Source organism: Streptomyces sp. NPDC030296 (assembly GCF_055572815.1).
In genome coordinates this window covers 101,740-124,443 of record NZ_JBVICQ010000010.1, presented here as the reverse complement: position 1 = coordinate 124,443, position 22,704 = coordinate 101,740, and the positions used below count along the sequence as shown (strand labels likewise).

At 72.7% G+C, this 22,704-nt stretch carries 20 protein-coding genes; 10 read left to right on the top strand and 10 right to left on the bottom strand.

Annotated features, from left to right (window positions below; genetic code table 11):
- Positions 1-117 precede the first annotated feature (117 nt).
- The gene (locus ACZ4Z3_RS27855; protein WP_468503586.1) at positions 118-1,170 is read left to right on the top strand and encodes an aldo/keto reductase; all 1,053 of its coding nucleotides are present in this window, start codon (positions 118-120) and stop codon (positions 1,168-1,170) included.
- Between the two features lie 128 nt (positions 1,171-1,298).
- Here the strand turns inward: ACZ4Z3_RS27855 and ACZ4Z3_RS27850 are convergent, their stop codons facing one another.
- Positions 1,299-1,778 carry a hypothetical protein gene (locus ACZ4Z3_RS27850; protein ID WP_468503585.1) on the bottom strand — a complete coding sequence of 160 codons (480 nt, stop codon included), beginning with the start codon at positions 1,776-1,778 and terminating at the stop codon, positions 1,299-1,301.
- 310 nt (positions 1,779-2,088) lie between these two features.
- Here ACZ4Z3_RS27850 and ACZ4Z3_RS27845 point away from each other — a divergent pair, with 310 nt between their 5' ends.
- Complete coding sequence (locus ACZ4Z3_RS27845) at positions 2,089-3,954, top strand: glycoside hydrolase family 5 protein (protein ID WP_468503584.1); 1,866 nt, start codon at positions 2,089-2,091, stop codon at positions 3,952-3,954.
- Positions 3,955-3,961: 7 nt separating this feature from the next.
- Here ACZ4Z3_RS27845 and ACZ4Z3_RS27840 read toward each other — a convergent pair whose 3' ends face one another.
- Complete coding sequence (locus ACZ4Z3_RS27840; protein WP_468503583.1) at positions 3,962-5,233, bottom strand: YncE family protein; 1,272 nt, start codon at positions 5,231-5,233, stop codon at positions 3,962-3,964.
- 205 nt (positions 5,234-5,438) lie between these two features.
- Between ACZ4Z3_RS27840 and ACZ4Z3_RS27835 the strand changes: the two genes are divergently transcribed.
- Positions 5,439-6,101: a TetR/AcrR family transcriptional regulator gene (locus ACZ4Z3_RS27835; RefSeq protein WP_468503582.1), complete on the top strand. Its 663-nt coding sequence runs from the start codon at positions 5,439-5,441 to the stop codon at positions 6,099-6,101.
- A 309-nt stretch (positions 6,102-6,410) separates the two neighbouring features.
- Here the strand turns inward: ACZ4Z3_RS27835 and ACZ4Z3_RS27830 are convergent, their stop codons facing one another.
- Positions 6,411-7,640, bottom strand: coding sequence for a glycosyltransferase (locus tag ACZ4Z3_RS27830; RefSeq protein ID WP_468503810.1), 1,230 nt, complete (start codon positions 7,638-7,640; stop codon positions 6,411-6,413).
- Between the two features lie 147 nt (positions 7,641-7,787).
- Between ACZ4Z3_RS27830 and ACZ4Z3_RS27825 the strand changes: the two genes are divergently transcribed.
- Complete coding sequence (locus tag ACZ4Z3_RS27825) at positions 7,788-9,176, top strand: hypothetical protein (RefSeq protein WP_468503581.1); 1,389 nt, start codon at positions 7,788-7,790, stop codon at positions 9,174-9,176.
- A gap of 184 nt (positions 9,177-9,360) precedes the next feature.
- On the opposite strand, the gene ACZ4Z3_RS27820 is transcribed toward ACZ4Z3_RS27825, so the two are convergent.
- Positions 9,361-9,726 carry a nuclear transport factor 2 family protein gene (locus ACZ4Z3_RS27820; protein ID WP_468503580.1) on the bottom strand — a complete coding sequence of 122 codons (366 nt, stop codon included), beginning with the start codon at positions 9,724-9,726 and terminating at the stop codon, positions 9,361-9,363.
- Between the two features lie 265 nt (positions 9,727-9,991).
- Here ACZ4Z3_RS27820 and ACZ4Z3_RS27815 point away from each other — a divergent pair, with 265 nt between their 5' ends.
- The gene (locus ACZ4Z3_RS27815) at positions 9,992-11,452 is read left to right on the top strand and encodes an aldehyde dehydrogenase family protein (protein WP_468503579.1); all 1,461 of its coding nucleotides are present in this window, start codon (positions 9,992-9,994) and stop codon (positions 11,450-11,452) included.
- On the opposite strand, the gene ACZ4Z3_RS27810 is transcribed toward ACZ4Z3_RS27815, so the two are convergent.
- From ACZ4Z3_RS27810 to ACZ4Z3_RS27800, 3 genes are all read right to left on the bottom strand, one after another.
- Entirely contained in the window at positions 11,440-13,212 is a 1,773-nt protein-coding gene (locus ACZ4Z3_RS27810; protein WP_468503578.1) for an ABC transporter ATP-binding protein, read from the bottom strand. The two genes, ACZ4Z3_RS27815 and ACZ4Z3_RS27810, sit on opposite strands and share 13 nt — an antisense overlap.
- A complete protein-coding gene (locus ACZ4Z3_RS27805) occupies positions 13,199-13,585 on the bottom strand; it encodes a hypothetical protein (RefSeq protein WP_468503577.1) in 387 nt (128 codons plus the stop codon). Before ACZ4Z3_RS27805 ends, ACZ4Z3_RS27810 begins: the two co-directional genes overlap by 14 nt.
- Positions 13,586-14,059: 474 nt before the next feature.
- Positions 14,060-14,653 (bottom strand): rhodanese-like domain-containing protein, encoded by a 594-nt coding sequence (locus tag ACZ4Z3_RS27800; RefSeq protein ID WP_468503576.1) that lies wholly within the window; start codon positions 14,651-14,653, stop codon positions 14,060-14,062.
- Positions 14,654-14,723: 70 nt separating this feature from the next.
- On the opposite strand from ACZ4Z3_RS27800, the gene ACZ4Z3_RS27795 reads away from it, so the two are divergent.
- Entirely contained in the window at positions 14,724-15,011 is a 288-nt protein-coding gene (locus tag ACZ4Z3_RS27795) for a metal-sensitive transcriptional regulator (protein WP_055524155.1), read from the top strand.
- A gap of 127 nt (positions 15,012-15,138) precedes the next feature.
- Here the strand turns inward: ACZ4Z3_RS27795 and ACZ4Z3_RS27790 are convergent, their stop codons facing one another.
- Positions 15,139-15,885, bottom strand: a complete 747-nt coding sequence (locus tag ACZ4Z3_RS27790) for a sulfite exporter TauE/SafE family protein (RefSeq protein ID WP_468503575.1) — start codon at positions 15,883-15,885, stop codon at positions 15,139-15,141.
- Positions 15,882-17,435 carry a rhodanese-like domain-containing protein gene (locus ACZ4Z3_RS27785; RefSeq protein WP_468503574.1) on the bottom strand — a complete coding sequence of 518 codons (1,554 nt, stop codon included), beginning with the start codon at positions 17,433-17,435 and terminating at the stop codon, positions 15,882-15,884. Before ACZ4Z3_RS27785 ends, ACZ4Z3_RS27790 begins: the two co-directional genes overlap by 4 nt.
- Positions 17,436-17,689: 254 nt before the next feature.
- Here ACZ4Z3_RS27785 and ACZ4Z3_RS27780 point away from each other — a divergent pair, with 254 nt between their 5' ends.
- Entirely contained in the window at positions 17,690-18,778 is a 1,089-nt protein-coding gene (locus tag ACZ4Z3_RS27780) for an S-(hydroxymethyl)mycothiol dehydrogenase (RefSeq protein WP_468503573.1), read from the top strand.
- A complete protein-coding gene (locus ACZ4Z3_RS27775; protein ID WP_468503572.1) occupies positions 18,778-19,407 on the top strand; it encodes an MBL fold metallo-hydrolase in 630 nt (209 codons plus the stop codon). Before ACZ4Z3_RS27780 ends, ACZ4Z3_RS27775 begins: the two co-directional genes overlap by 1 nt.
- Positions 19,408-19,916: 509 nt before the next feature.
- Here the strand turns inward: ACZ4Z3_RS27775 and ACZ4Z3_RS27770 are convergent.
- On the bottom strand, positions 19,917-20,735 hold the full coding sequence (locus tag ACZ4Z3_RS27770) for a PP2C family protein-serine/threonine phosphatase (RefSeq protein WP_468503571.1): 819 nt from the start codon (positions 20,733-20,735) through the stop codon (positions 19,917-19,919).
- A gap of 148 nt (positions 20,736-20,883) precedes the next feature.
- Here ACZ4Z3_RS27770 and ACZ4Z3_RS27765 point away from each other — a divergent pair, with 148 nt between their 5' ends.
- Both ACZ4Z3_RS27765 and ACZ4Z3_RS27760 read left to right on the top strand, forming a co-directional pair.
- A complete protein-coding gene (locus ACZ4Z3_RS27765; protein WP_468503570.1) occupies positions 20,884-21,798 on the top strand; it encodes an SDR family oxidoreductase in 915 nt (304 codons plus the stop codon).
- A 70-nt stretch (positions 21,799-21,868) separates the two neighbouring features.
- The gene (locus ACZ4Z3_RS27760) at positions 21,869-22,690 is read left to right on the top strand and encodes an SDR family NAD(P)-dependent oxidoreductase (RefSeq protein WP_468503569.1); all 822 of its coding nucleotides are present in this window, start codon (positions 21,869-21,871) and stop codon (positions 22,688-22,690) included.
- Positions 22,691-22,704 lie beyond the last annotated feature (14 nt).

Sequence of the window (22,704 nt, the reverse complement as noted above, 5' to 3'; positions counted from 1 at the left end):
CCGGCGCGGGACGGGCGGGAGCCGCCGGTGTGTTCCCGCCGCCCGCCCTTGCCGTCGAGCGCACTCCAACTCCTAGGCTGACGCTCCCGATCCACCCACCTGCGACGGAGCAACGGCATGCGCTATCGAGTCCTCGGCAAGACCGGCATCGAGGTCAGCACCCACTGCCTCGGCACGATGATGTTCGGCGCCGTCGGCAACCCGGACCACGAGGACGGCGCGCGCGTCATCCGCGCCGCGCTCGACGCGGGCATCAACTTCGTGGACACCGCCGACATGTACTCGGCAGGGGAGAGCGAGGAGATCGTCGGCAAGGCACTCAAGGGCGTGCGCGACGACATCGTGCTCGCCACCAAGGTGCACTTCCCGCTGGGCGAGGGACGCAATCGCAGCGGCAACTCGCGTCGCTGGATCGTCCGGGCCGTCGAGGACAGCCTGCGGCGGCTGGACACCGACTGGATCGACCTCTACCAGGTGCACCGCCCGGACCACACCACCGACATCGAGGAGACGCTGTCCGTCCTCACCGACCTGGTGCGGGCGGGCAAGATCCGGGCGTTCGGCTGCTCCACGTTCCCCGCGGAGGACCTCGTCGAGGCGCACCACGTGGCGGAGCGGCGCGGACTGATGCGGCTGCGCACGGAGCAGCCGCCGTACTCGATCCTCGCGCGCGGCATCGAACGGGCCGTGCTGCCCACCGCGGAGCGCCTGGGCATGGGGGTGCTGACCTGGTCGCCGCTCGCCTCGGGCTTCCTGTCCGGCGCCTACCGCGAGGGACGACCGGTCGACCTCACCGCCGGCCGGCCCAGGCTCACCCCGCACCGCTTCGACCCGGCGCTCCCGGGCAACGCGGAGAAGTACGCGGCCGTCGAGCGCCTCGTCGCCCTCGCCGAGGAGATGGGCCGCACCCTGCCGGAACTGGCCGTCGCCTTCCCGCTGGTGCACCCGGCCGTCACCTCGGTCATCATCGGCCCGCGCACGATGGACCAGCTCACCTCGCTGCTCAAGGGGGCCGACCTGGTGCTCGACGACGCGGTGCTCGACCGGATCGACGAGATCGTGGCGCCGGGCACGGACCTCTACCGCGCCGACGGCGTCTGGCAGCCCCGCCCCCTCACCGAGCCGACCTTGCGCAGGCGCCCGACGAGCGAGCGAGCGGCCACGGACTGACCCTCGCCAGAGGGCGTGGTCGATCAGGGTCTCGACCACCTGTACGTCAGACGGTCGTCACTCCGCGGCCGTCACCGCAAAGGCTTCCGACCAGGACACCACGACCGGCGTGCCCGGGTCGAGTGCCCTCAGCAGATGTCGATGTGAGTGAAGTCGTACACCGCCTCGTTCGGGCCGACCTCGGTGATCCGGCCGTTCGCCTCGATGTTGGCGCGATAGTTGGGCCCCCAGAACCGGACCACGGCTCCGCCGGTCTGGTTGTTGCGAACAGCCAGCGCGTCGATGAAGTTCGAGAGCGAACGCGTTTCGCACCTGAACAGGTGGAAGACGCTGTGATTGCCGTCGCCCTGGCCAACCGACACGCAGGCGATTCCAGATGCCGCGGAGCACGCAAGCAGCGCCGCGTTCCGATTGGCACCGGACACATCCCGTGCCCATACCCGCTCACCCGAGTACAGGGGGTAGATCTCCGGTGTCCATGCGGCCCTTCCGGCCGCGACGTTCGGCGCTGCCTGTGCTGGTGCCTGCGCCGCCAGCGGAAGGGCCAATGCGGCGATCACCGTCACGACCATGGCGGCCGCCCGCTTTCTGATACTTCTCACGCTCATGTGATCTCCTCTGTCGTCGCAACCGGTCCGGCCGGACCGCCCCCTCCCGCGAAGGTGCCGTGACCCTCGGGCTTGGTGGGGCTCCTGTGGTTCGGCCTCAGTGTGGTCCGCGCACCGAAAAGCAGGCCAAGCCTTTCGGCCGGCGCCGAAAGGCCGTGGTCACAGCGGGGGGTGACGGGCCGCGGCGACGGCGAAGAATCGCCGTTGCAGGTGAACTGTCTTGCAAAAACGGGTACTTACTCGTGCGTCAGATGCTATTGACGGCTCGGCTGTCCATTGGGACGGTAGGGACATGTCGAATGTGGCGGACATGTCAAGATTGCGCACACGTCTGCTCGGTGTCCTGGTACTCGTCACCGGCTTCCTGACCACGGCGGGCCCCACCCAGCCCGCCTCCGCTCTCACTGACGAACTCTGGTTCGACTCCCGGGCCGCGGCGACCCTCACGGTCGACGGCGGCAGGTTCAAGGACGGCCTCGGCCGCGAGGTCGTCCTGCGCGGCTACAACGTCTCCGGCGAGACGAAGCTCAAGGAGAACAACGGTCTGCCCTTCGCCTCGGTCGCCGACGCCAGGAAATCGGCGACCGCGCTCCGGGCGCTCGGCGGCGGCAACTCCGTCCGCTTCCTGCTGTCCTGGGCGTACGCCGAGCCCGTGCGCGGCCAGGTCGACACCGCCTATCTCTCGGCGGCCACCGCCCAGATCGGCGCCTTCCTCGACGCGGGGACCCGGGTCTACCCGGACTTCCACCAGGACCTCTACTCCCGCTGGCTGTTCGACTCCGACAGCTGGTACACCGGCGACGGCGCGCCCAAGTGGGCCGTCGACCTCGGGAACTATCCCGACGAGTACTGCGGCATCTGCCCGTTCTGGGGGCAGAACATCACCTCGAACGCCGCCGTCACGAAGTCGACGTACGACTTCTGGCACAACACGTACGGCGTCCAGGACTCCTTCCTGGCCACCGCCCAGAAGACCATGGCGTACATCAAGCAGAACCTCTCGGCGGCCCAGTTCCAGGGCGTCGTCGGCTTCGACCCGTGGAACGAGCCGCATCCCGGCGTCCTCGACTCGGGGCAGACGAGCAGGGCGTGGGAGAAGGACGTCATGTGGCCGTTCTACGTCAAGTTCCGCGCGCGGATGGACGCGGCGGGCTGGCAGTCCAAGCCCGCCTTCGTGGAGCCGAACCTCTTCTGGAACGCCAACATCGACTTCCAGAAGCAGGAGGGCGGACTGCTCGACGCGGGCACCATCGGCCCGCGCTACGTCTTCAACACCCACTTCTACGACCAGAAGGCGATCTCCGGCGTCTTCATGTGGGGCAAGGCGGAGAACGGCCAGTACACCACCAACTTCGGGACCGTCCGTGACCGGGCCGCCGCGGGCGGCACGACCGCGATCGTCAGCGAGTTCGGGCACCCGCTCGCCGGGTCGGTCTCCGACAAGGCGCCCACGGTCTACAAGGCCATGTACCAGGCGCTCGACTCCCGCGTGAAGGGCGGCAGTTGGTGGTCGGACCCGGCCGCCTCCGGCCCGGTCCTGTCCGGTTCGCAGTGGCAGTGGGACATCTACCACGGCCGGCACCGCGAGCTGATGAACGACAACCCCGACAAGGTGCAGACCGAGGGCGACGCCTGGAACGGGGAGGACCTCTCCGCCGTACGCCTCGACGACTCCGGCACGGCCGTGCTCCGCCAGGACGCCCGGCTCCTCGACCGGGTCTACCCGAGCGCCACGGCGGGCAGCGCCCTCGCCTTCACCTACGAGGACCGCTCCCGCGACGGCTCCACCACGCTGACCTGGAACCCGGTGCCCAGCACCCTGCCGAACGTCTCCTCGCTCGTCGGGTCCGGGCAGTACGCCCTGCTGGTGTGGCGCTCCGACGGCAGCACCGAGCCGACGGAACTGCACCTGCCGGCGTCCTTCCCCACCGCGTCCACGACGGTGGTGTCCGACCTCGGGGTGACGTCCGCGCCGCCGGCGTACACCACGTCCACCCCGATCGCGGCGGCCACGGAACCGGGCGGCACCGGCAGCCGACGGCTGCTGCTCACCGCCCCCGACTCGGGCAAGCTGCACTACGCCCTGGTCACCAACGGGGCGACAGCCCCGTCCGCGACGCGGTTGGACGCGGCGCGCGCGGAGCTGTCGGGGTGGCTGGCCTCGGAGTTCGGCTAGCCGAAGGTCAGCGGGCGGAGGTCCCGGTCCAGCCGACGGGCACCTGCGCGACGCGCACCCGCTGCGGGTGGTCGCCGACCGGCACGGACACGGTCTTCTTCCCTGTGGCGAAGTCGATCACCGTGACCTGGTCGGCGCCGCTCTCGGACACCACACAGGACTTTCCGTCACCGCTGACGGTCGACCAGTACGGCTTGGAGACGGGGACGAGCGGCCCTTCCTGGAGGGTCGCGCGGTCCACGACGGTCGCGTAGTCGTCCATCGTCCCCGCGATGCACAGCTTGGTGCCGTCCGGCTTCATCGTGAGGCCGTGGTGACGGGAGTCGTTGACGAAGGTGGTGCGGTCGTCGCTGACCCCCGGCGACTTCGGCAGGGTCTTGGTGCGGGTGATCTTGTCCGTTGCGATGTCGTACTCGAAGAAGCCGTTGAAGAACGACACCTGGAAGTACAGCTTCGTCTCGTCGGGCGAGAACGCGGCGGGGCGGACGGCGTCCGAGTAGTCGTTCAGTCCGATCGCGTTCAGCCGCTCGCGCATGTCGATCACCTTGACCTGCTGGAAGGTGTTCGCGTCGGCGATGGTGATCTTCCGGTCGCCCTTCGTCCAGTCCAGCCAGGGCGCGTCGGTCTGGGTGTTCACATCGCCGATCGCCATGTTCCAGATGTACTTGCCGTCACGGGTGAAGATGTTCTCGTGCGGCTTGTCGCCGGTCTTGAAGGAACCGACCTGTTTGCCGGTGACGATGTCCAGGACGTGCACCGTGTTCCCGGTCGACGCCGAGACCGCGACCCGCTTGCCGTCGGGGGAGACCGCCATGTGGTCGGCGCGGAAACCCGACACCGGGAAACGCCAGTTGATGGCGCCGGTGGTGAGGTTGATCGACACGACGTCGGCGAAGCTGGGGCGGGAGACGACCATCGCCGAGCCGTCGGGCGTGGAGTACATGTCGTCCACGAACTGGTCGTGGCCCTCACCCACGCTGTTGCGGATCGTCATGAAGGCGATCCACTTGATCGGGTCGGCGTTGATCTCCGCCATCCGCTGGGCCTTGTCCGGGATGACGTTCACCCGGCCGATCTTCGCGAAGTCGCCGGAGCCCTTGATGACATCGGCGGTGCCCTCCCAGTTGTTGCCCACGAACATCACCTCGCGCAGGTCCGCGGTACCGGCCGCGGGGGCGGCCGACGCGGTCGCGGCGGCGGAGGCGGTCAGGGTGAGCGCGGCGGCCACGGCACCGAGGTGACGGGCCCGGCGCCGACGGGGGCCGGGGGTGGGGATCATGGCTGGTTCCTCCTGCTTGCTGGGGGCATGACAAGGCGGCTCTGGGGAGAGAACGGGGCGAGAAATCTGAATACAGCGGCGTTCAGAGTTGACTTACTGGAAAGTAAGGAACGGGCGTGCTTCTCCACAAGACCACGGACGCGACAAAATCGGGGGAGCGCCGGTTCGGCCGTCGAACGGGTGACGCTGTGTCGGGAGGAGAAGCGTGGCGGGCAGGCTCAAACAGCCCACCGGCCGTTACGGAGGACGGTCCGCCGAGGAGCGCCAGGCCGAGCGCCGACGCCGCTTCCTCGACGCGGGCCTCCAACTCTTCGGCGACGGCCCCGGTTTCCGGGGCACCACCATCGCGGCCCTCAGTGAGGCGGCGGGTCTGTCGACCCGTCAGTTCTACGAGGAGTTCCGCACCCTGGAGGACGTGCTGGCCGCGCTCCACCTCCAGGTCAACGACTGGGCCGAGGAGGCCGCGCTCAACGGCCTCGCCACGGCGGAGGGGCGGCCGGTCGCCGAGCGGGTCACCGCCGCGTTCCGTGCGTACGCCGCCAACGTGACGGGGGATCCGCGCCGGTTGCGCATCACCTTCACCGAGATCATCGGCGTGAGCCCCCGGTTGGAGCGGCAGCGTCTCGAACGCCGCTCCCGCTGGGTCGACTTCCTCTGCGCGGAGGCCGCCGCGGCCGCCGACCGCGGAGAGGCCGCCCACCGCGACTACCGCCTCGCCGCCACGGCCTTCATCGGCAGCGTCAACGGCCTCCTCCACGACTGGCAGGCCGGCTATGTCGACGCCGACCTCGACGAGGTGGTCGACGAACTGGTCCGACTGCTCCTCGGGATCCTCCGCCCGGTGGGGTGGACCCCGGAGAGTTCCTGAGACGGCGGACAGAGCGGCACCGCGTGGCGGACGCAGCCCGGCGAGCGTGGCGGGACGGCGTTTGGGCGGCGTGGTGGGACGGGCGGTCCGGGCGGTGTGGTGGGACGGGGGGTTCGGGCGGTGTGGTGGGACGGGGGGTTCGGGCGGTGTGGTGGGACGGGGGGTTCGGGCGGCGAGTTGGCGCGGCGATCCGAGAGGCCTTCTGAGACGGTCACCGGAGCGCCTCTCGCCTCTCGCCTCTCGCCGGTCGGCAGTTGGCGGGTCGGTCCGGCGTGCGGCGGTCTCGTCCGATGGGACCGACCCGTCGCCTCAGCCCGCCAGCCGGTTCACCGCCTCGAGGACCGGGGCCACTCCGTCCTCCGCCCTCAGCTCCGCCGCCAGGGCCCGGGCGCGGTGGGCGTACGACGGGTCGGTGGTCGCCCGTCGCAGCGCCGCGGCCAGGGCGTCGGCGGTGAAGCCCCGCAGCGGCACCGCTCCCGGCGACACTCCGAGCGCGACCAGCCGGGCCGCCCAGAACGCCTCGTCGAACTGGACGGGGACCGGTACGGCGGGGACACCGGCGCGCAGGCCCGCCGCCGTGGTCCCGGCGCCAGCGTGGTGCACGACCGCGGCCATCCGGGGGAAGAGCAGGGAGTGCGGCACCTCGCCGATGGTCAGCATGTCGTCGCCCTCGCCCCGCAGTTCGCCCCAGCCGCGCTGGATCACCCCGCGCAGCCCGGCCGCCCGCAGGGCCCGTACGACCTGGTCGCTCATCCGCTCGGCGTCCGGCACCGTGGCACTGCCGAGTCCCACGAACACCGGGGCCGGCCCGGCGTCGAGGAAGTCCAGCACCTGAGCGGGCAGCCGGTCCTCGCGGTCGTACGGCCACCAGTACCCGGTGACGTCCAGTCCGCGCCGCCAGTCGCCCGGCCGGGGCACCACCCGCGCGCTGAACCCGTGGAACACCGTCCACCCCAGCCGCTCCCGGGCCCGGCGCGCCGCGATCCGCCCGGTGCGCGGCAGTCCGTACGCGGCGCGCAGCCTGCGCACCTCCTCCGTGAAGATCCACTCCACGGCGAGGTTCACCGCGTGCCCCGCCGCCCGGTTGAGGACGGGCCCCCAGGACCGCACCCCGGTCATCGGGGGCGCGAACGCGCCCGTCGGCGCCAGCGGCTGGAGGTTCACGCCGAAGCTCGGAATCGACAGTGCCTCGGCGACCGTGTGTCCGAACGGGGCGAGCGTGCCGGCCAGTAGCAGGGCCTCGCTGGTGCGGGCGGCGACCACCAGGTCGTCGGCCATCCGCCCGACGGCGTCGCGGGCCATGTTCACCGCCCGCAGCAGCTTCCCGGCACCGGTGCCGCTGCGGTGCAGCTTCCGCCCGCTCTCCGACTCCAGCTCGGCCCGTGGATCGACGGGCAGCGCGTGGAAGGCGACCCCCGAGCCCGCCACCAGCGGCCGGAAGCGGTCGTGCGTCACCAGGGTGACCTCGTGCCCGGCCCGCACCAGCCCGTGCCCCAACCCGGTGTACGGGGCCACGTCGCCCCGGGAACCCGCCGTCATGATCGCTACGCGCACGCAGGCCAGTATGGCGGCGCGACCGCCCCGGAACAGGCGGACGGCCCGCGATGACGCGAAACCGCCTCTCCCTCCCCGCCGCCGCCCCCGCCGTACGATGACCGGCCGATACGACGACGGGGGAGCCGATCGATGACGTACCAACGGAACGAGGTCGTCCAGGGCCTGGCCCTGAACAGGGCCGCGAGCACCGGGGTGCTGCTGCGGCTGACGCGGCCCGAGACGAAGGCCGCCTGGCTCTGGCTCTGCCGGCGGGCGGAGCTGCCCACCGCCGCGGTCGACGCGTTCGTCACCCACCCGGACTGGCGGATGCGCGCCTCCTTCGCCCAGAGCGAGGTCGCCCCCGCGGCCGACCGGGCACGGCTGGTGGACGACGCCGACCGCCGGGTACTGCTGGAGCTGGCGCACGGCCCGACCCCGTACCGCGCCACCGCCGAACCCCTCCCCGACGCCGCGTACACCCGACTGCTCACCGCCGCAGACCCGGAGGTGCGCGGCACGGCGGCCATGTCCCCGAGCATCCCGGTCCGAGTCCTCGCCCGTCACACCGGCCACGACGACCCCGGCGTCCGCGCAGGCGTGTGCCGGGCCTGGGACATGCTGACCCCGGCCGACCGGCAGGCACTGCTCGACGACCCCGACCCCGCCGTACGCGCGGCGGCGGCCCGGCAGGCCTGCCGGACGGACCCCGCCCACACCGACGGCGTGCTCGCCGCCATGACGGCGGTGCACCGCCGGGAGATCCTGGCCGGGGCGTGCCTTCCCCGCGCCACCGCCGTGCGGCTCATGGACCTCGACGACCCCTACGACCGGCAGACGCTGGCGGGCAATCCGTCGCTGCCGCCCGACCTCGTGGCGCGGCTGGCCACGGACCCCGAGCACGAGGTGCGCCGCGCGGTGTCGGCGCGCCCCGAACTCACCGAGGAGCAGCGCGCGGCCGTCGACCACAGCGTGCGGCGCTCGGACGCCCTGCGCCCCCTCGGCTGGGTCCTGGCGCTCGACGGGGACTCGGACGCCCTGCGCGCCTGCGCGGCCTCCGCCCACCGCTGGCTGCGCAGGAGCGCGGCCGTCCACCCGGCTCTCCCGGCCGACCTCGTCGAACGGCTCGCCGAGGACGAGGACTTCGTGGTCCGCCTGATGATCTGCGAGTACCAACCGGACGCGCCGGCGGGGGTGTTGCTGCGGACGGCGCTGGAGTGGGACGGCCGCTCCGTCCACGACATGGTGCGCCTGCCGCAGTTCCCGGCGAAGGGCCTCGCCCGGTACGCCGACCACGACGAGCCCCGCTTGCGGCGGCTGGCCGTTCAGGACCCGGACGCCGCACCGGAGGTGATCGAGCGCCTGACCCGCGACGAGGCCGTGTGGGTGCGCAGGGCCGCCGCGTCCGATCCCCGGCTCACCCGGGACAGGATCGAGGAACTGCTGAGGGACCCGGACACGGCCTGGCCCGCGGCCTCCAACCCGGGACTCGCCGAAGGGGACATGCACCGACTGCTGGACGCGCTGGGCGTCCCCGCATGAGGGCGCACCCGCATGACGGCGTACCGGCAGACGGCGCACCCGCATGACGGCGTACCGGCAAGCGGCGCACCCGCATGACGGCGTGCCGGCACGACGGCGCGCCGGCACGACGGCGCGCCGCTGGTCGCGGCGGCCGACGGCCGTCCCGGGATGCGCGCGGACCGGCTTACTCGTCTTGCTCGTCTTACTCGTCCCAGGCCTGAAGCAGCGTGTGGTCGACGATCTTGCCGTCGCGCAGGGTGATCATCGAGCTGGCCAGCACCCGCACGCCGTCCGGGTACTCGCAGGACTCGGTGTAGGCGACCTGGTCGCCCTGGACGACGCACTGCTCCACCTTGTGCGTCATGTCCCGGCTGCAGACGTCCTCCAGCATCGCGCCGATCTCCCCGCGGCCGTGCAGGACCTTGGGGTGGCTGGGCTGGGTGTTGTGGTCGACGACGCGCAACTCGGCGTCGTCCGCGTAGAGCGACAGCAGGGTCGACGCGTCCGCCTGCTCGGTGCCTCGGCGCAACGTCTCGGTGTCGAAGGCGGGGCTTGGCGCGGTAGCCATGGGTGACCTCCTCGGAAGGCCGCGGCCCGGCGGGGGAGCGGGCCGCGAGGGACTCCTGCTATCGAGCCTCCTCCGCAGCGCGGAACCCGGCAAGCGCTGACAGGCCCCGGCGCGGGCCGTGTCCACGGTGGGCCCTTGACTTTCCCGGGACCCCGGCAGAGCATCACGAGTGTGTAACGTGAAGTGATCTTCACTTTACGAACAAGGGGTGGGATTTCGCCCCCTCCCGTACCGTCGTCGACCGTACCCCCGAGGAAGCCGCGCCATGGCCATAACCCGTGACCTTCTGATCGGCGGCAAGGACGTGCCCGCCGCGTCCGGCCGCACCACCGAGGACTTCGAGCCGTACACCGGGGAGGTGTACGCGACGGTCGCGGCGGCCGGTCCGGAGGACGTCCGGCGGGCCGTGGACGCCGCCGACGCGGCCTTCGAGGAGTGGGCGGCCCTCGCGCCCTTCGCCCGGCGGGCCGTCTTCTTCAAGGCCGCCGAACTGCTGGAGGCCCGGGGCGACCAGGTCGCCGAGATCATGGCGCGGGAGGCGGGCGGCACCCGCCCCTGGGCGCTGTTCAACGTGATGCTCGCCGCCAACATCCTGCGCGAGGCGGCCGCCGCGATCACCGCCCCGCGCGGCGAGGTGCTCAGCTCCCAGAAGGAGGGCGCGCTGAGCCTCGCCGTCCGTGAACCGCTCGGCGTGGTCGCGGCGTTCGCGCCGTGGAACGCGCCCGTCATCCTCGGGGTACGGGCCGTCGCGGCGCCGCTGGCCGCCGGCAACACCGTCGTCGTCAAGCCCAGCGAGGACGCGCCCATCGCCTGCGGTCTCCTCGTCGCCGACGTGTTCCGGGAGGCCGGTCTGCCCGACGGCGTCCTCAACGTGATCACCAACGCGCCCGAGGACGCGGCCGAGATCGCCGAGGCGCTGATCTCCGACGAGCGGGTGCGCGCGGTCAACTTCACCGGCTCCACCAACGTCGGACGGATCATCGGCGAGCACGCGGCCCGTCATCTCAAGCCCGCCGTCCTGGAGTTGGGCGGCAAGAACGCGGTCATCGTCCTCGACGACGCCGACGTGGACTACGCGGTCGACGCCGTCACCTTCAGCGTCTTCATGAACGCCGGACAGATCTGCATGTCCGGCGACCGGATCCTCGTCCACGAGTCGCTGGCCGAGGAGTTCGCGCAGAAGTTCACCGCCAAGGTCGCCACCCTGCGCGCCGGTGACCCCGGCCACCCGCACACGGTGGTCGGGCCCCTGGTGACCGCCTCCGCCGCCGAGCGGATCGCGGCGCTGGTGCGGGACGCGGTCGCCAAGGGCGCCACCGTCCTCACCGGGGGCGGCCGGCCCGAGGGCGCGGTGCACCCGGCGACCGTGCTCACCGACGTCCCCAAGGACGCCGACCTGTACTACACCGAGTCCTTCGGCCCGCTCTGCGTTCTGGAGACGTTCGCCGAGGACGACATCGCCGTGAAGCTCGCCAACGACACCGACAACGGCCTGAGCTGCGGCATCATCACCGAGAACGCCACCCACGGCCTGGCCGTCGCCCGCCGGATCCGCACCGGCATCGTGCACATCAACGACCAGTCCGTGGCCGACGAGCCCCAGGTGCCCTTCGGCGGTGTGAAGGCCTCCGGCTACGGGCGGTTCGGTGGCCGCTGGGGCATCGAGGCCTTCTCGAACACCCGCTGGGTGACCATGTCCACCCAGCAGGCGCACTACCCGTTCTGAGCGACCGGGCCGGACGCCAGGAACTGTGTGGCCGCCAGCTCCGCGTACAGCGGGTCGGCGGCCACCAGCTCCCGGTGGGTGCCGACCGCGCGGACCCGCCCCGCGTCCATGACCACGATGCGGTCGGCCATCGTCACCGTGGACAGCCGGTGCGCCACCACCAGCACCGTCGTCGTCCGGGCCACGTCGGCGACCGTGTCGCGCAGCGCCGCCTCGTTGACCGCGTCCAGCTGACTGGTCGCCTCGTCGAGCAGCAGCAGACGCGGGCGTCGCAGCAGCGCGCGGGCGATGGCGACGCGCTGGCGCTCACCCCCGGACAGCTTGGTGCCCCGGTGGCCGACCAGTGTCTCCAGACCCTGCGGCAGTTTGGCGACCAGGCCGTCCAGCCGGGTCGTCTTCAGCACCCGGCCGAGTTCGCCCTCGTCGGCCTCGGGGTTGCCCAGCAGCAGGTTGTCCCGCAGGGTGCCGGACAGCACCGGCGCGTCCTGCTCCACATAGCCGATCGCCGCCCGCAGCCGTGGCAGTTCCCACGCGGTGACGTCCCGGCCGTCGACCGTGATGACGCCCGCCTCCGGGTCGTAGAACCGCTCGATGAGCGAGAACACGGTGGTCTTGCCCGCGCCCGAGGGCCCGACGAACGCGGTCATCCCCCGCGCCGGGACCTCGAACGTCACCCCGTGGTGCACATACGGCAGCTCGTCGGCGTACCGGAAGCGGACGTCGGCGAAGGCGACCGCGGCCGGCTCGGTGTCCGGGCCCGGCAGTGGTGCGGGCCGGGCGGCCGGCTCGGCGGGCAGCCGCAGCGCCTCCTGGATGCGGGCGAGCGCGGCGGCACCGGTCTGGTACTGGGTGATGGCGCCCACGACCTGCTGGATCGGCGACATCAGATAGAACACGTACAGCAGGAACGCCACCAGTGTGCCCACGTCGATCGCGCCGGTGGCGACGCGGGCGCCGCCCACCGCCAGCACCGTGATGAAGGCGATCTGCATGGCGAGCCCCGCCGTGTTGCCCGCGGCCGCCGACCACTTGGCGGCCCGTACGCTCTGCCGCCACGACTCCTCGGCCGCCGCGTGCACGGTCTCCTCCTCACGGTGCTCGGCGCCGGACGCCTTCACCGTGCGCAGCGCGCCGAGGATCCGCTCCAGCGAGGCGCCCATCGCCCCGACCGCGTCCTGCGCCGCCCGGCTGGCCCGGTTGATGCGCGGCACGATCACGCCGAACACCACACCCGCGCCGAGGATCACGCCCAGTGTCACTGCCAGCAGCACCGGGTCGACGAATCCCATCAACACCACCGTCGCGACGAGCGTGAGCCCGCCGGTGCCGAGGCCCACGAGGGTGTCGGTCGTGACCTCGCGCAGCAGGGTGGTGTCGGAGGTGATGCGCGCCATCAGGTCGCCCGGCTCGCTGCGGTCCACCGCGGTGATCCGCAGCCGCAGCAGGTACGACGACAGGGTGCGCCGTGCGCCCAGCACCACCGACTCGGCGGTGCGCCGCAGCACGTACGAACCCATGGCGCCCACCGCCGCGTTGCCCACGACCAGCGCGGACATCAGCAGCAGCGCCCAGGTGATGGCGCGGTCGTGGGACAGGTCGTCGATCAGTTCACGGGCGACCAGGGGCAGGGCGAGTCCGGTCGCCCCGGTGACCAGGGACAGCAGTGCGCCCAGCAGAAGTGCCCAGCGATGGGGCCGTACATAGCCGAGCAGCAGCCGCCAGTCGGGCTGCTGCTCGGCCTGGGGGTCAGTCGTGCTCACGACGCTCCTCGGCAGGTCGGTCGGGGAGTGGGGACCGGGCGCGGAGCTTCAGCCTACGTCGGTGGTGAGCGGCACCGTGAACGACTTTTCCCCCGCCCAGCAGCTGCCGCCGGTCCCGGCTCAGGGCCGGCACCACCGGTGCCCCTTCCGTCCCGTCCCGGGGTGGCGGGGACGAGTCGAGCATGCCAGCCAGGACCTCGCCCGGGCGCAGTTCCAGGAACGTGTCCGTCCCGTCCCCGCTCAGCAGGCCGACCGCGTCGGTGAACCGCACCGGATCACTCAACTCCCGCAGCCGGATGCTGACTTCGGTCGCCTCGTCCCCGACCGCCCGGGCCGTGACGTCGGAGACCAGCGGGGTGTGCGGCGCCCGCAAGCTTCACGCCCCGGCTCTCCAGCAGCCGGAACTGCGCCACGTGCAGCGCGAACAGCGCGGGCACGGTGGACGCGACCCGGTCGAGCGGCGCGGCCTCGGGATTACCGCGCTCCGCGCATCACGTTCCCCAACGGGGCGTCGAGATACGGGTCCAGCGCGGCGCACAGCAGGTCCAGGGCTTCGGCGGACACGGGGAAGGCCGGTGGCTCACCAGGGTGACCAGCGCGTCCGTCGCCCCTTGCGCACCGAGGTCACTGTCGGCCACGGTGCGGTCGCCCAGCCAGTGGCGGTGGACCCCGGGGACCCCGGCGTCCGCGCGGGCGCCGGTGGTGGCGAGGTCGGTGACTTGTCCCGCACCGACTGCTGGCCTCAGGGGACGCGACGGGCTGGACGAGGCCGGCACCTCGTCGGCGGTGCGGGACTTCCTGCGGTGACGGCGACCGGGGGAGGGGCGGCACTCTCCCCCACGCTCGGCTAGCGCGTGCCGGACGCTGCCAGCGCGGCGAGGGTCGTGTCGAGGTCGGCGGCGCGCGGGCGGTTGTGCGGCAGCCTCGCCAGCAGCGCGGCCATCCCGCAGGTGTCGGTGAGGGCCGAGAGGACGAGACCGCCAGCGACGCCCGCCGAGAGCAGCTGCCACGCCGGGTGGAGCAGCCCGAGCCCGAGGCCGGCCAGGATCAACGCGCCGGCGGTGAACCGGACCTGACGCTCCATCGCCCAGCCGGCCCGGGCGGCCCCGGCCGGGTGGTGCAGCTCATGGCCGTCGGCCGCCCACGCGGTCGTACCGCCGGTCAGGTCGGCCGCCACGATGCCGTGCCCGGCCAGCAAGGCGCACGCCTTCGCGGACCGCGCCCCCGACCGGCAGACGATCAGCAGCTCGCCGCCGGCGGCCCTCAACGCGGGCAGCGCCCGCTCCAGCTGGTCCAGCGGGACGTTCAGGGCACCGGGCAGATGCCCGGAGGCGTACTCGCCGGGTGTGCGGACGTCGACGACGGTCAGCTCCGCCAGGCGCGCCCGGACTTCACGGACGGTGAGGCGGCGAGGAGCGGAGGGAGTGAGGGGAGTGGTCATGGGTCCTGCGATCCTTTCCTGAGGGGGCGGTAAAATACCCCCAAGGGTATGTAGAGGAAGTGGGTCGGTCGTGGAGTTGCAGTTCGAGGGCGATGAGCTCAAGTCGGTGCTGAACCGGCTGCGCCGGGCGCAGGGGCAGATCTCCGGGGTGATCAAGATGATCGAGGAGGGGCGCGACTGCGAGGACGTCGTCACCCAGCTCGCCGCGGCCTCCCGGGCGCTCGACCGGGCCGGATTCGCGATCATCGCCACCGGGCTGCAGCAGTGCCTCACCGACTCCGAGAAGAACGAGCGGAACGGCGAGACGACGGAGCAGATGCGGGCCCGGCTGGAGAAACTGTTCCTGTCGCTGGCGTGAGGGGCGCGGGCGTGGGGTGGCTCGGGGGTGCGCGGTTCGTCGGCGGGTGCGGGTGGTTCGTGGTTGCTGCCGCAGTTCCCCGCACCTCTGGGGGGGCTGCCCCTGTCCCCGGTCAGACGAGTCCCCGTCAGACGAGCGCGTCGACGAGCATGAGCGCGGCCATGGCGAGGAGCGCCCAGGCGAAGACGCGCTGCAGGGTGTCCCCGGAGACCCTGCCCGCCAGCCGTCTGCCGTCCCACGCGCCGAGGATCGCGGCCCCCGTGAACGGGGCCACGACCGCCCAGTCGAGGTGCGCGCTCGTCCCGGCGCGGGCGGCCAGCGCGGCCAGCGAGTTCACGGTGATCACGAGCAGACTGGTGCCGACCGCGTCGCGCATCCGCAGGCCCACCACGTTCACCAGGGCCGGTACGGCGAGGAAGCCGCCGCCCACGCCCAGGACACCGGTGACCGCGCCGAGCCCCGCGCCGGACGCGGCGACCCGGCTCGCCCGTACGGTCGACTCCGCCCGGCGTGTGGCCGAGGGCCGCAGCATCCGATGGGCGGCGACCCCCGCGACCACGGCGAACGCCACGGTCAGCAGTCCGGCGGGCAGACGGGCGGTGAGCGCCCCGCCCAGCGCCGAGGGCACCAGTCCCGCCGCCGCGAAGAGCATCCCGCCGCGCCAGCGGACCGCACCGGACCGGGCGTGCGCGGCCAGCGCGGTCGCCGAGGTGAACGCGACGATCACCAGACTCGCGGTGGTGGCCGCGGCGGGCGCGAACCCCAGCAGATAGACCAGCGCGGGCACGGCGAGCACACTCCCCCCGCCGCCCAACGCCCCGAGCGCCACCCCGATCACACCCCCGGCGAGCAGGGCGAGAACGAGGCCGCTCATTCGGACGGGACACCCGTCGACGCGGACGCGGGGAGCGCCGGGCGGCGGCGGCCCGCAGCCGCGCGCTCCGCGGAGGCCGCGCCCGTACGGCCGGACTCGGCGGCGCGCTCCGCGGCCCCCTGTGCCCCGGCGACGCGCTCCGCAGGCGTCCGTGCCCCGGCGGCGAGCTCCGTGGCCGTCCGTGTCCCGGAGGTCTTGGCCATCGGCAGTCCCGCCCCGGCCGCGTTGGCGAAGGCGTCGTCCACGGCGACCACCCGGTGGCCGGCCGCGTCCAGGACGGAGGCGGCGATGGCGGCCCGCATGCCTCCGGCGCAGTGGACCCAGATCGTGCCGCCGGGTATCTCGGGGAGCCGCTCGCGCAGCTGATGCACGGGGATGTGCAGGGAGCCCGCGACATGGCCGCCGGCGCGCTCGGAGTCGCGCCGGACGTCCAGGACGACGGTCCCCTGGGCGCCGTGGACCCTCGCCAGGTCGGCGAACGTGCCGCGCGGGAAGGAGCGCGGACTCTCGCCCTCGCGCAGCCAGTCGCCCGGGGAGCCGGTCGCCGCCGCCACCGGCCGGTCGATCCCGACCCGTACCAACTCCCGCTGCGCCGAGGCGAGTTGCTCCGGTGACGCGGCGAGCAGCGTCACAGGCCTGCCCCACGGCAGCAGCCACGCGAGATACGTGGCGAGCTGCCCCTCCGCCTCGAAGTTCACCGACCCGGCCACATGCCCCTGTGCGAACGCGACCCGGTTGCGCAGATCCACGACCCATTCGCCCGCCGCCAGACGGGCGGCGATCTCCTCCGCGTCCGCCGGGGCGGGCGGCGTCAGATCGACCGGGGCGGGACCCCGCGCGTTCACGGGACCCATCTGCGCGTAGTACGCCGGAATGTCGTCGAGGTCGGCCAGGAGATCGGCGACGAACGTCTCGACGTCCTTGACCAGCGCCTCGTTGGTGGCCCGCTCGTGCCCGACGGTCGTCGCCCCGCCCGTCGCCCGCCCGGCGGAACAGAAGCTGCCGAAACCGTGCGTGGGCAGCACGGCCGTCTCCTCCGGCAGTGCGTCGGCGAGCCGGCGCGCCGAGGCGTGCTGCGCGCGGGCCAGCTCACCGGTCAGCCGGGGCTCGACGAGATCCGGGCGGCCGACCGTGCCGATGAGCAGGGACCCGCCGGTGAACGCGGCCACCGCCCGACCGCCCTCCTCCAGCACGTACGCGGTGTGGTGCGGGGTGTGGCCCGGGGTGGCCACGGCGCGCAGGGTCAGTTCCGCGTCGATCCTCACCGTGTCCCCGTCGTGCACCGGCACCCGTTCGTAGGCGACGCGCGCCCCGGCGGGCACCAGGTACGCGGCGCCGGTCAGCCGGGCCAGCTCCGGGCCGCCGGTGACGTAGTCGTTGTGCACGTGCGTCTCGACGACGTACGCGATCCGCGCGCCCCGCCGGGCCGCGGCCGTGATCATCCGGTCGATGTCGCGCGGCGGATCGACCACCACGGCGCCTTGCGGACCACCCGCCAGATAGCTGCGGTTGCCCAGCCCCGGCACCTCGATCGTGTCGACGAAGTACACGGCAGTGCTCCTCTCCTCGTACGGCGGCAGATGCCTGAGAACCCGGGGTGCATTACCCCCGGGGGTATGTTCGCAACGGTAGCAGAAATACCCTGGGGGGTATCTGGGGAGCTCGGGAGCCGGGAGGTGCGCGTACGTCACGGGCGAGCTTTTCGGCCAGGGATCCGCCCGTACGGGCGGGCCTACCCGCTGGTCGGTCCGTAGGGTGACCATGGACGGGAGACCGTCCGTACGGAACGACGGAAGGGTTCACCATGGCGCAGGAAGTACGCGGCGTGATCGCACCGGGCAGGAACGAACCGGTGCGGATCGAGACGATCGTCGTGCCCGATCCGGGGCCCGGGGAGGCCGTGGTGAAGGTACAGGCGTGCGGGGTGTGCCACACCGACCTCCACTACAAGCAGGGCGGCATCAACGACGACTTCCCCTTCCTGCTCGGCCATGAGGCGGCGGGCGTGGTGGAGTCGGTCGGCGAGGGCGTCACGGACGTCGCCCCCGGTGACTTCGTGATTCTCAACTGGCGTGCCGTGTGCGGCAATTGCCGCGCCTGTCGACGCGGTCGGCCCTGGTACTGCTTCGCCACGCACAACGCCGGCCAGAAGATGACCCTCGCCTCCACGGGTCAGGAGCTGTCGCCCGCCCTCGGCATCGGCGCCTTCGCCGAGAAGACGCTCGTCGCCGCCGGGCAGTGCACCAAGGTCGACCCGGCCGCCTCCCCGGCGGTCGCCGGTCTGCTGGGCTGCGGGGTCATGGCCGGCATCGGCGCCGCCATCAACACCGGCAACGTGGGCCGCGGCGACAGCGTCGCCGTCATCGGCTGCGGCGGCGTCGGGGACGCGGCCATCGCCGGGTCCCTGCTGGCCGGCGCCGAGAAGATCATCGCCGTCGACATCGACGACCGGAAGCTGACCACGGCCAAGAAGATCGGTGCCACCCACACCGTCAACTCCCGTGAGACGGACCCGGTCGAGGCGATCCGTGAGCTGACCGGCGGCTTCGGCGCCGACGTCGTCATCGAGGCGGTGGGCCGCCCCGAGACGTACCAGCAGGCTTTCTACGCCCGCGACCTCGCCGGCACGGTCGTCCTCGTCGGCGTCCCCACCCCCGACATGAAGCTGGAACTCCCGCTGCTCGACGTCTTCGGCCGCGGCGGGGCCCTGAAGTCGTCCTGGTACGGCGACTGCCTGCCCGACCGTGACTTCCCCATGCTCATCAACCTCTACCTCCAGGGCCGCCTGGACCTGGAGGCGTTCGTGACCGAGACCATCGGACTCGACGACGTGGAGAAGGCGTTCGAGCGGATGCACGCCGGGGACGTCCTGCGTTCGGTGGTGACGCTCTGATGACCGCACGGATCGAACACCTCGTCACGTCCGGCACGTTCAGTCTGGACGGCGGCACCTGGGACGTCGACAACAACGTGTGGATCGTCGGCGACGACCGCGAGGTCGTCGTCATCGACGCCGCCCACGACGCCGACGCCATCGCCGAGGCCATCGGCGACCGCAGGCTGACCGCCATCATCTGCACCCACGCCCACAACGACCACATCGACGCCGCGCCCGCCCTCGCCGAGCGCACCGGCGCCCCGATCTGGCTCCACCCGGACGACCTGCCGCTGTGGAAGCAGACCCACCCCGGCCGGCAGCCCGACCACTGGCTCGCCGACGGTCAGGTCATCGAGACCGCCGGCGCCGACCTCACGGTCCTGCACACCCCGGGCCACGCGCCGGGCGCGGTGTGCCTCTACGACCCGGGCCTCGGCACGGTCTTCACCGGCGACACCCTCTTCGCGGGCGGACCGGGGGCGACGGGCAGGTCGTACAGCGACTTCCCGACCATCATCGACTCCATCCGCGACCGCCTGCTGGCGCTGCCGCCCGAGACGGTCGTCCGCACGGGTCACGGCGACAGCACGACCATCGGCGCCGAGGCCCCGAACCTCCAGGAGTGGCTCGACCGCGGCCACTGATCCACCACCGCCCCCGCCCCTCCCCGCAGAGGTGCCGGCCACCGCGAAGGCATGGCGGCCGGCACCGGCTGGGAGGGGGAAGGGGAGGCGGTCGGTCGTTACGTCGGCGCTGGGGGGGGCTGGGCGGCTGGGCGGCTGGGGTAGGGGTGGTCCGGCTCGGCGGCGCCGGTCGACTCGGCGGGTTGTCGGCCGGGCTCGCATCGGGTCAACTGCCGCTGACCGCCCGGCGTCGGCCCGCCCCGGTTCGCAGCGCGTAGACGGCCGGCGTGGTTCGAGGCGCGTCGATGGTCGCCGAGGTTTGAGGCGCGTCGACGGTCGGCCCGGCTCGGCGCCGTCGGCGTGGCATGGTGCCGCCTTGGCTCGCCGTGCATCAACAGCGGCCCGGCAGTACGTCAGTTCGGCTCCGCGCGGGCGTCGGCCCCGCTCCCACGGCCGTTCCTGTCAGCCTGTCGCCGCCGTTCCTGCCAGCCCCTCCCTGCGGTCCCTCTCGGCCCTCGTCGCCGTCCCCCTCAGCCCCTCGTCGCCGTCACCGGGACGACGAGCGCGGTGATGTTGTCCTGGCCACCGGCCTCCAGGGCATACGACACCAGGGCCCGTGCGCCGTCGAGTGGGCCGGCCTCCCGCAGCACCGCCCTGAGTGCGGCATGGTCCGGCAGATGGCGCCACAGTCCGTCGGTGCACAGCAGCAGCCGACCCGCGCACCCAGGCCGATAGCTCCGGACGTGCGGCACGGGCTCGTCCGCGTCGGCTCCCAGCCACGCGGTGAGGGCCTCCAGGTCGCCCGTGTCGTCCTCGGTGAGCGTCATACCGGGCCCCTCGTCCGGCAGCCAATAGGCACGGCTGTCACCCACCGAGCCGCTCCACAGGCCCTCCGGTCCCACGACGCCCGCCACCCAGGTGCACGCAGGGGCGACCCCGCCCCGCTCCCCGGTGTGCGCCGTCCCCGTGTCCGCCAGTCCGGCGACCACCCGCCCCGCCCGCCCGGCGGCCTCGACGAGCGCGACCTCCGGCAGGACACCGGACTCCAACAACCCCGCCAGTGCGATGACACCCACCTCGGCCGCGACCCGGGCGGCCCGTTCGGCGCGCGGCGCCATCGACACGCCGTCGCAGACGACTCCGATCGTCCACGCCCCGCGCGTCACCAGCGCCATCGCGTCCGCGTTGATCTCGCGCCGCAGGCCACGATCGCTCACCCCGGCCGCGCCGCTGTCCGCCTCGATCTCCAGGCGCGACCGGAAGGCGACCTGAGCCGCGCCGCAGTCCCAGCAGTGCCCGTCCGGGGCGACCGTTCCTCCACATCGTCCGCAAGGTGCCGTCTCGTCCATGATCCGCGCATCCTGCCAGGCGCACCCGGCACGGGAAAGCGAGAAAAGGCGACAGAGGATGTCCGGCTTCTCGGGAAGGCTCGTGTCGAGGACGCCGGGGCACCCCCGACGTCGGTCATGGTGACAGTCGTACGCACAGGAGGTCGGCATGGTGAAGCCGTTGGACGGCAAGGTCGCGCTGGTGGCGGGAGCCTCACGCGGAGCGGGGCGCGGGATCGCGGTCGAGCTGGGCGCGGCCGGGGCGACGGTGTACGTGACGGGACGCAGCACACGGCAGCGGCGCTCGGAGTACGACCGCCCGGAGACGCTGGAGGACACGGCCGACCTGGTCACCGAGGCCGGCGGGCAGGGCATCGCCGTCCCCACGGACCACCTCGAACCGACCCAGGTGAAGACCTTGGTGGACCGGATCGACAAGGAGCAGGGCCGGCTCGACGTCCTGGTCAACGACATCTGGGGCGGCGAGAAACTCTTCGACTGGGAGGCCCCGGTCTGGGAGCACGACCTCGACAACGGGTTGCGGCTGCTGCGGCTCGCCGTGGACACCCACGCGATCACCAGCCACCACGCGCTGCCCCTGCTGCTGCGCCACCCGGGCGGCCTGGTGGTCGAGATGACCGACGGCACCGCCGAATACAACCGCGACACCTACCGCGTCTCGTTCTTCTACGACCTCGCCAAGGCCGCAGTCCTGCGCATGGCGTTCGCCCTGGGGCATGAACTGGGCCCGCGCGGTGCCACGGCCGTGGCCCTCACCCCGGGCTGGCTCCGCTCGGAGATGATGCTCGACGTCTACGGCGTCACCGAGGACAACTGGCGCGACGCCCTGGACACCGTCCCCCACTTCGCCATCTCCGAGACCCCGCGCTACGTCGGCCGGGCCGTCGCCGCCCTCGCCGCCGACCCCGACGTCGCCCGCCACAACGGCACCTCCCTCTCCAGCGGCGGCCTCGCCCAGGTGTACGGCTTCACCGACCTGGACGGCAGCCGCCCGGACGCCTGGCGCTACCTCGTAGAGGTCCAGGACGCCGGCAAGCCGGCAGACACCACCGGCTACCGCTGAACTCAGGATCGTGTCGCGCCTGTCGTGGTGATCCTTTCGTGGTGATCGGACGCGCAGTACGTTCTGGCGTATGGATGCGACAGGACGCTTCGAGGGGTACGGCGTGCTCATCACGGGTGCGGCGCGGGGGATCGGGGCGGCCACCGCTCGGCGGCTGGCCGGGGAGGGCGCTCGGGTCCTGGTCACCGACGTGGACCTGCCGGCGGCCGAACGGACCGCCGCGGACCTGCGCCGTCGGGGGTCCGCGGCGCACGCCTTCCCCTGCGACGTCGGCGACCGGGCCTCCGTCGAGGCGGCCGTCGCGCACGCCGTGGACCTCTTCGGCTCCCTCGACGCGCTCGTGAACAACGCCTTCGGCTGCACCCCGGACACACCCCTGTTCGAGGACACCCCGGACGAGACCTGGGAGCGTGACCTCGACCTGACCCTCACGAGCGCGTTCCGCTGCTCCCGCGCTGCGCTGCCGCACCTGGTGGCCTCCGGGCGCGGGGCGATCGTCAACATCGGCTCCGTCAACGGCCTCCAGGACTTCGGCAACCACGCCTACAGCGCCGCCAAGGCGGGCCTCGCCTCGCTGACCCGTACGCTCGCCGGGGACGCCGCCCCGCGCGGCGTCCGCGTCAACCTCGTGGCCCCCGGAACCGTCCGCACCTCGGGCTGGGCGGGCCGCGAGGCCCACCTCGACGCCCTCGGCGAGATCTATCCGCTGGGCCGGGTCGGAGAGCCGGAGGACATCGCGGCCGCCGTCGCGTTCCTGGCCTCGCGCGACGCCGCCTGGATCACCGGCACGACCCTGCGCGTCGACGGCGGCCTGCTGGCCGTCAACACCTCCTTCGAGCGGGTGGCACGCGCCTGGCGAGAGGAGGAGCATGTGGTGGGGGAGGACGGGTAGGCGCCGGGCAGGAC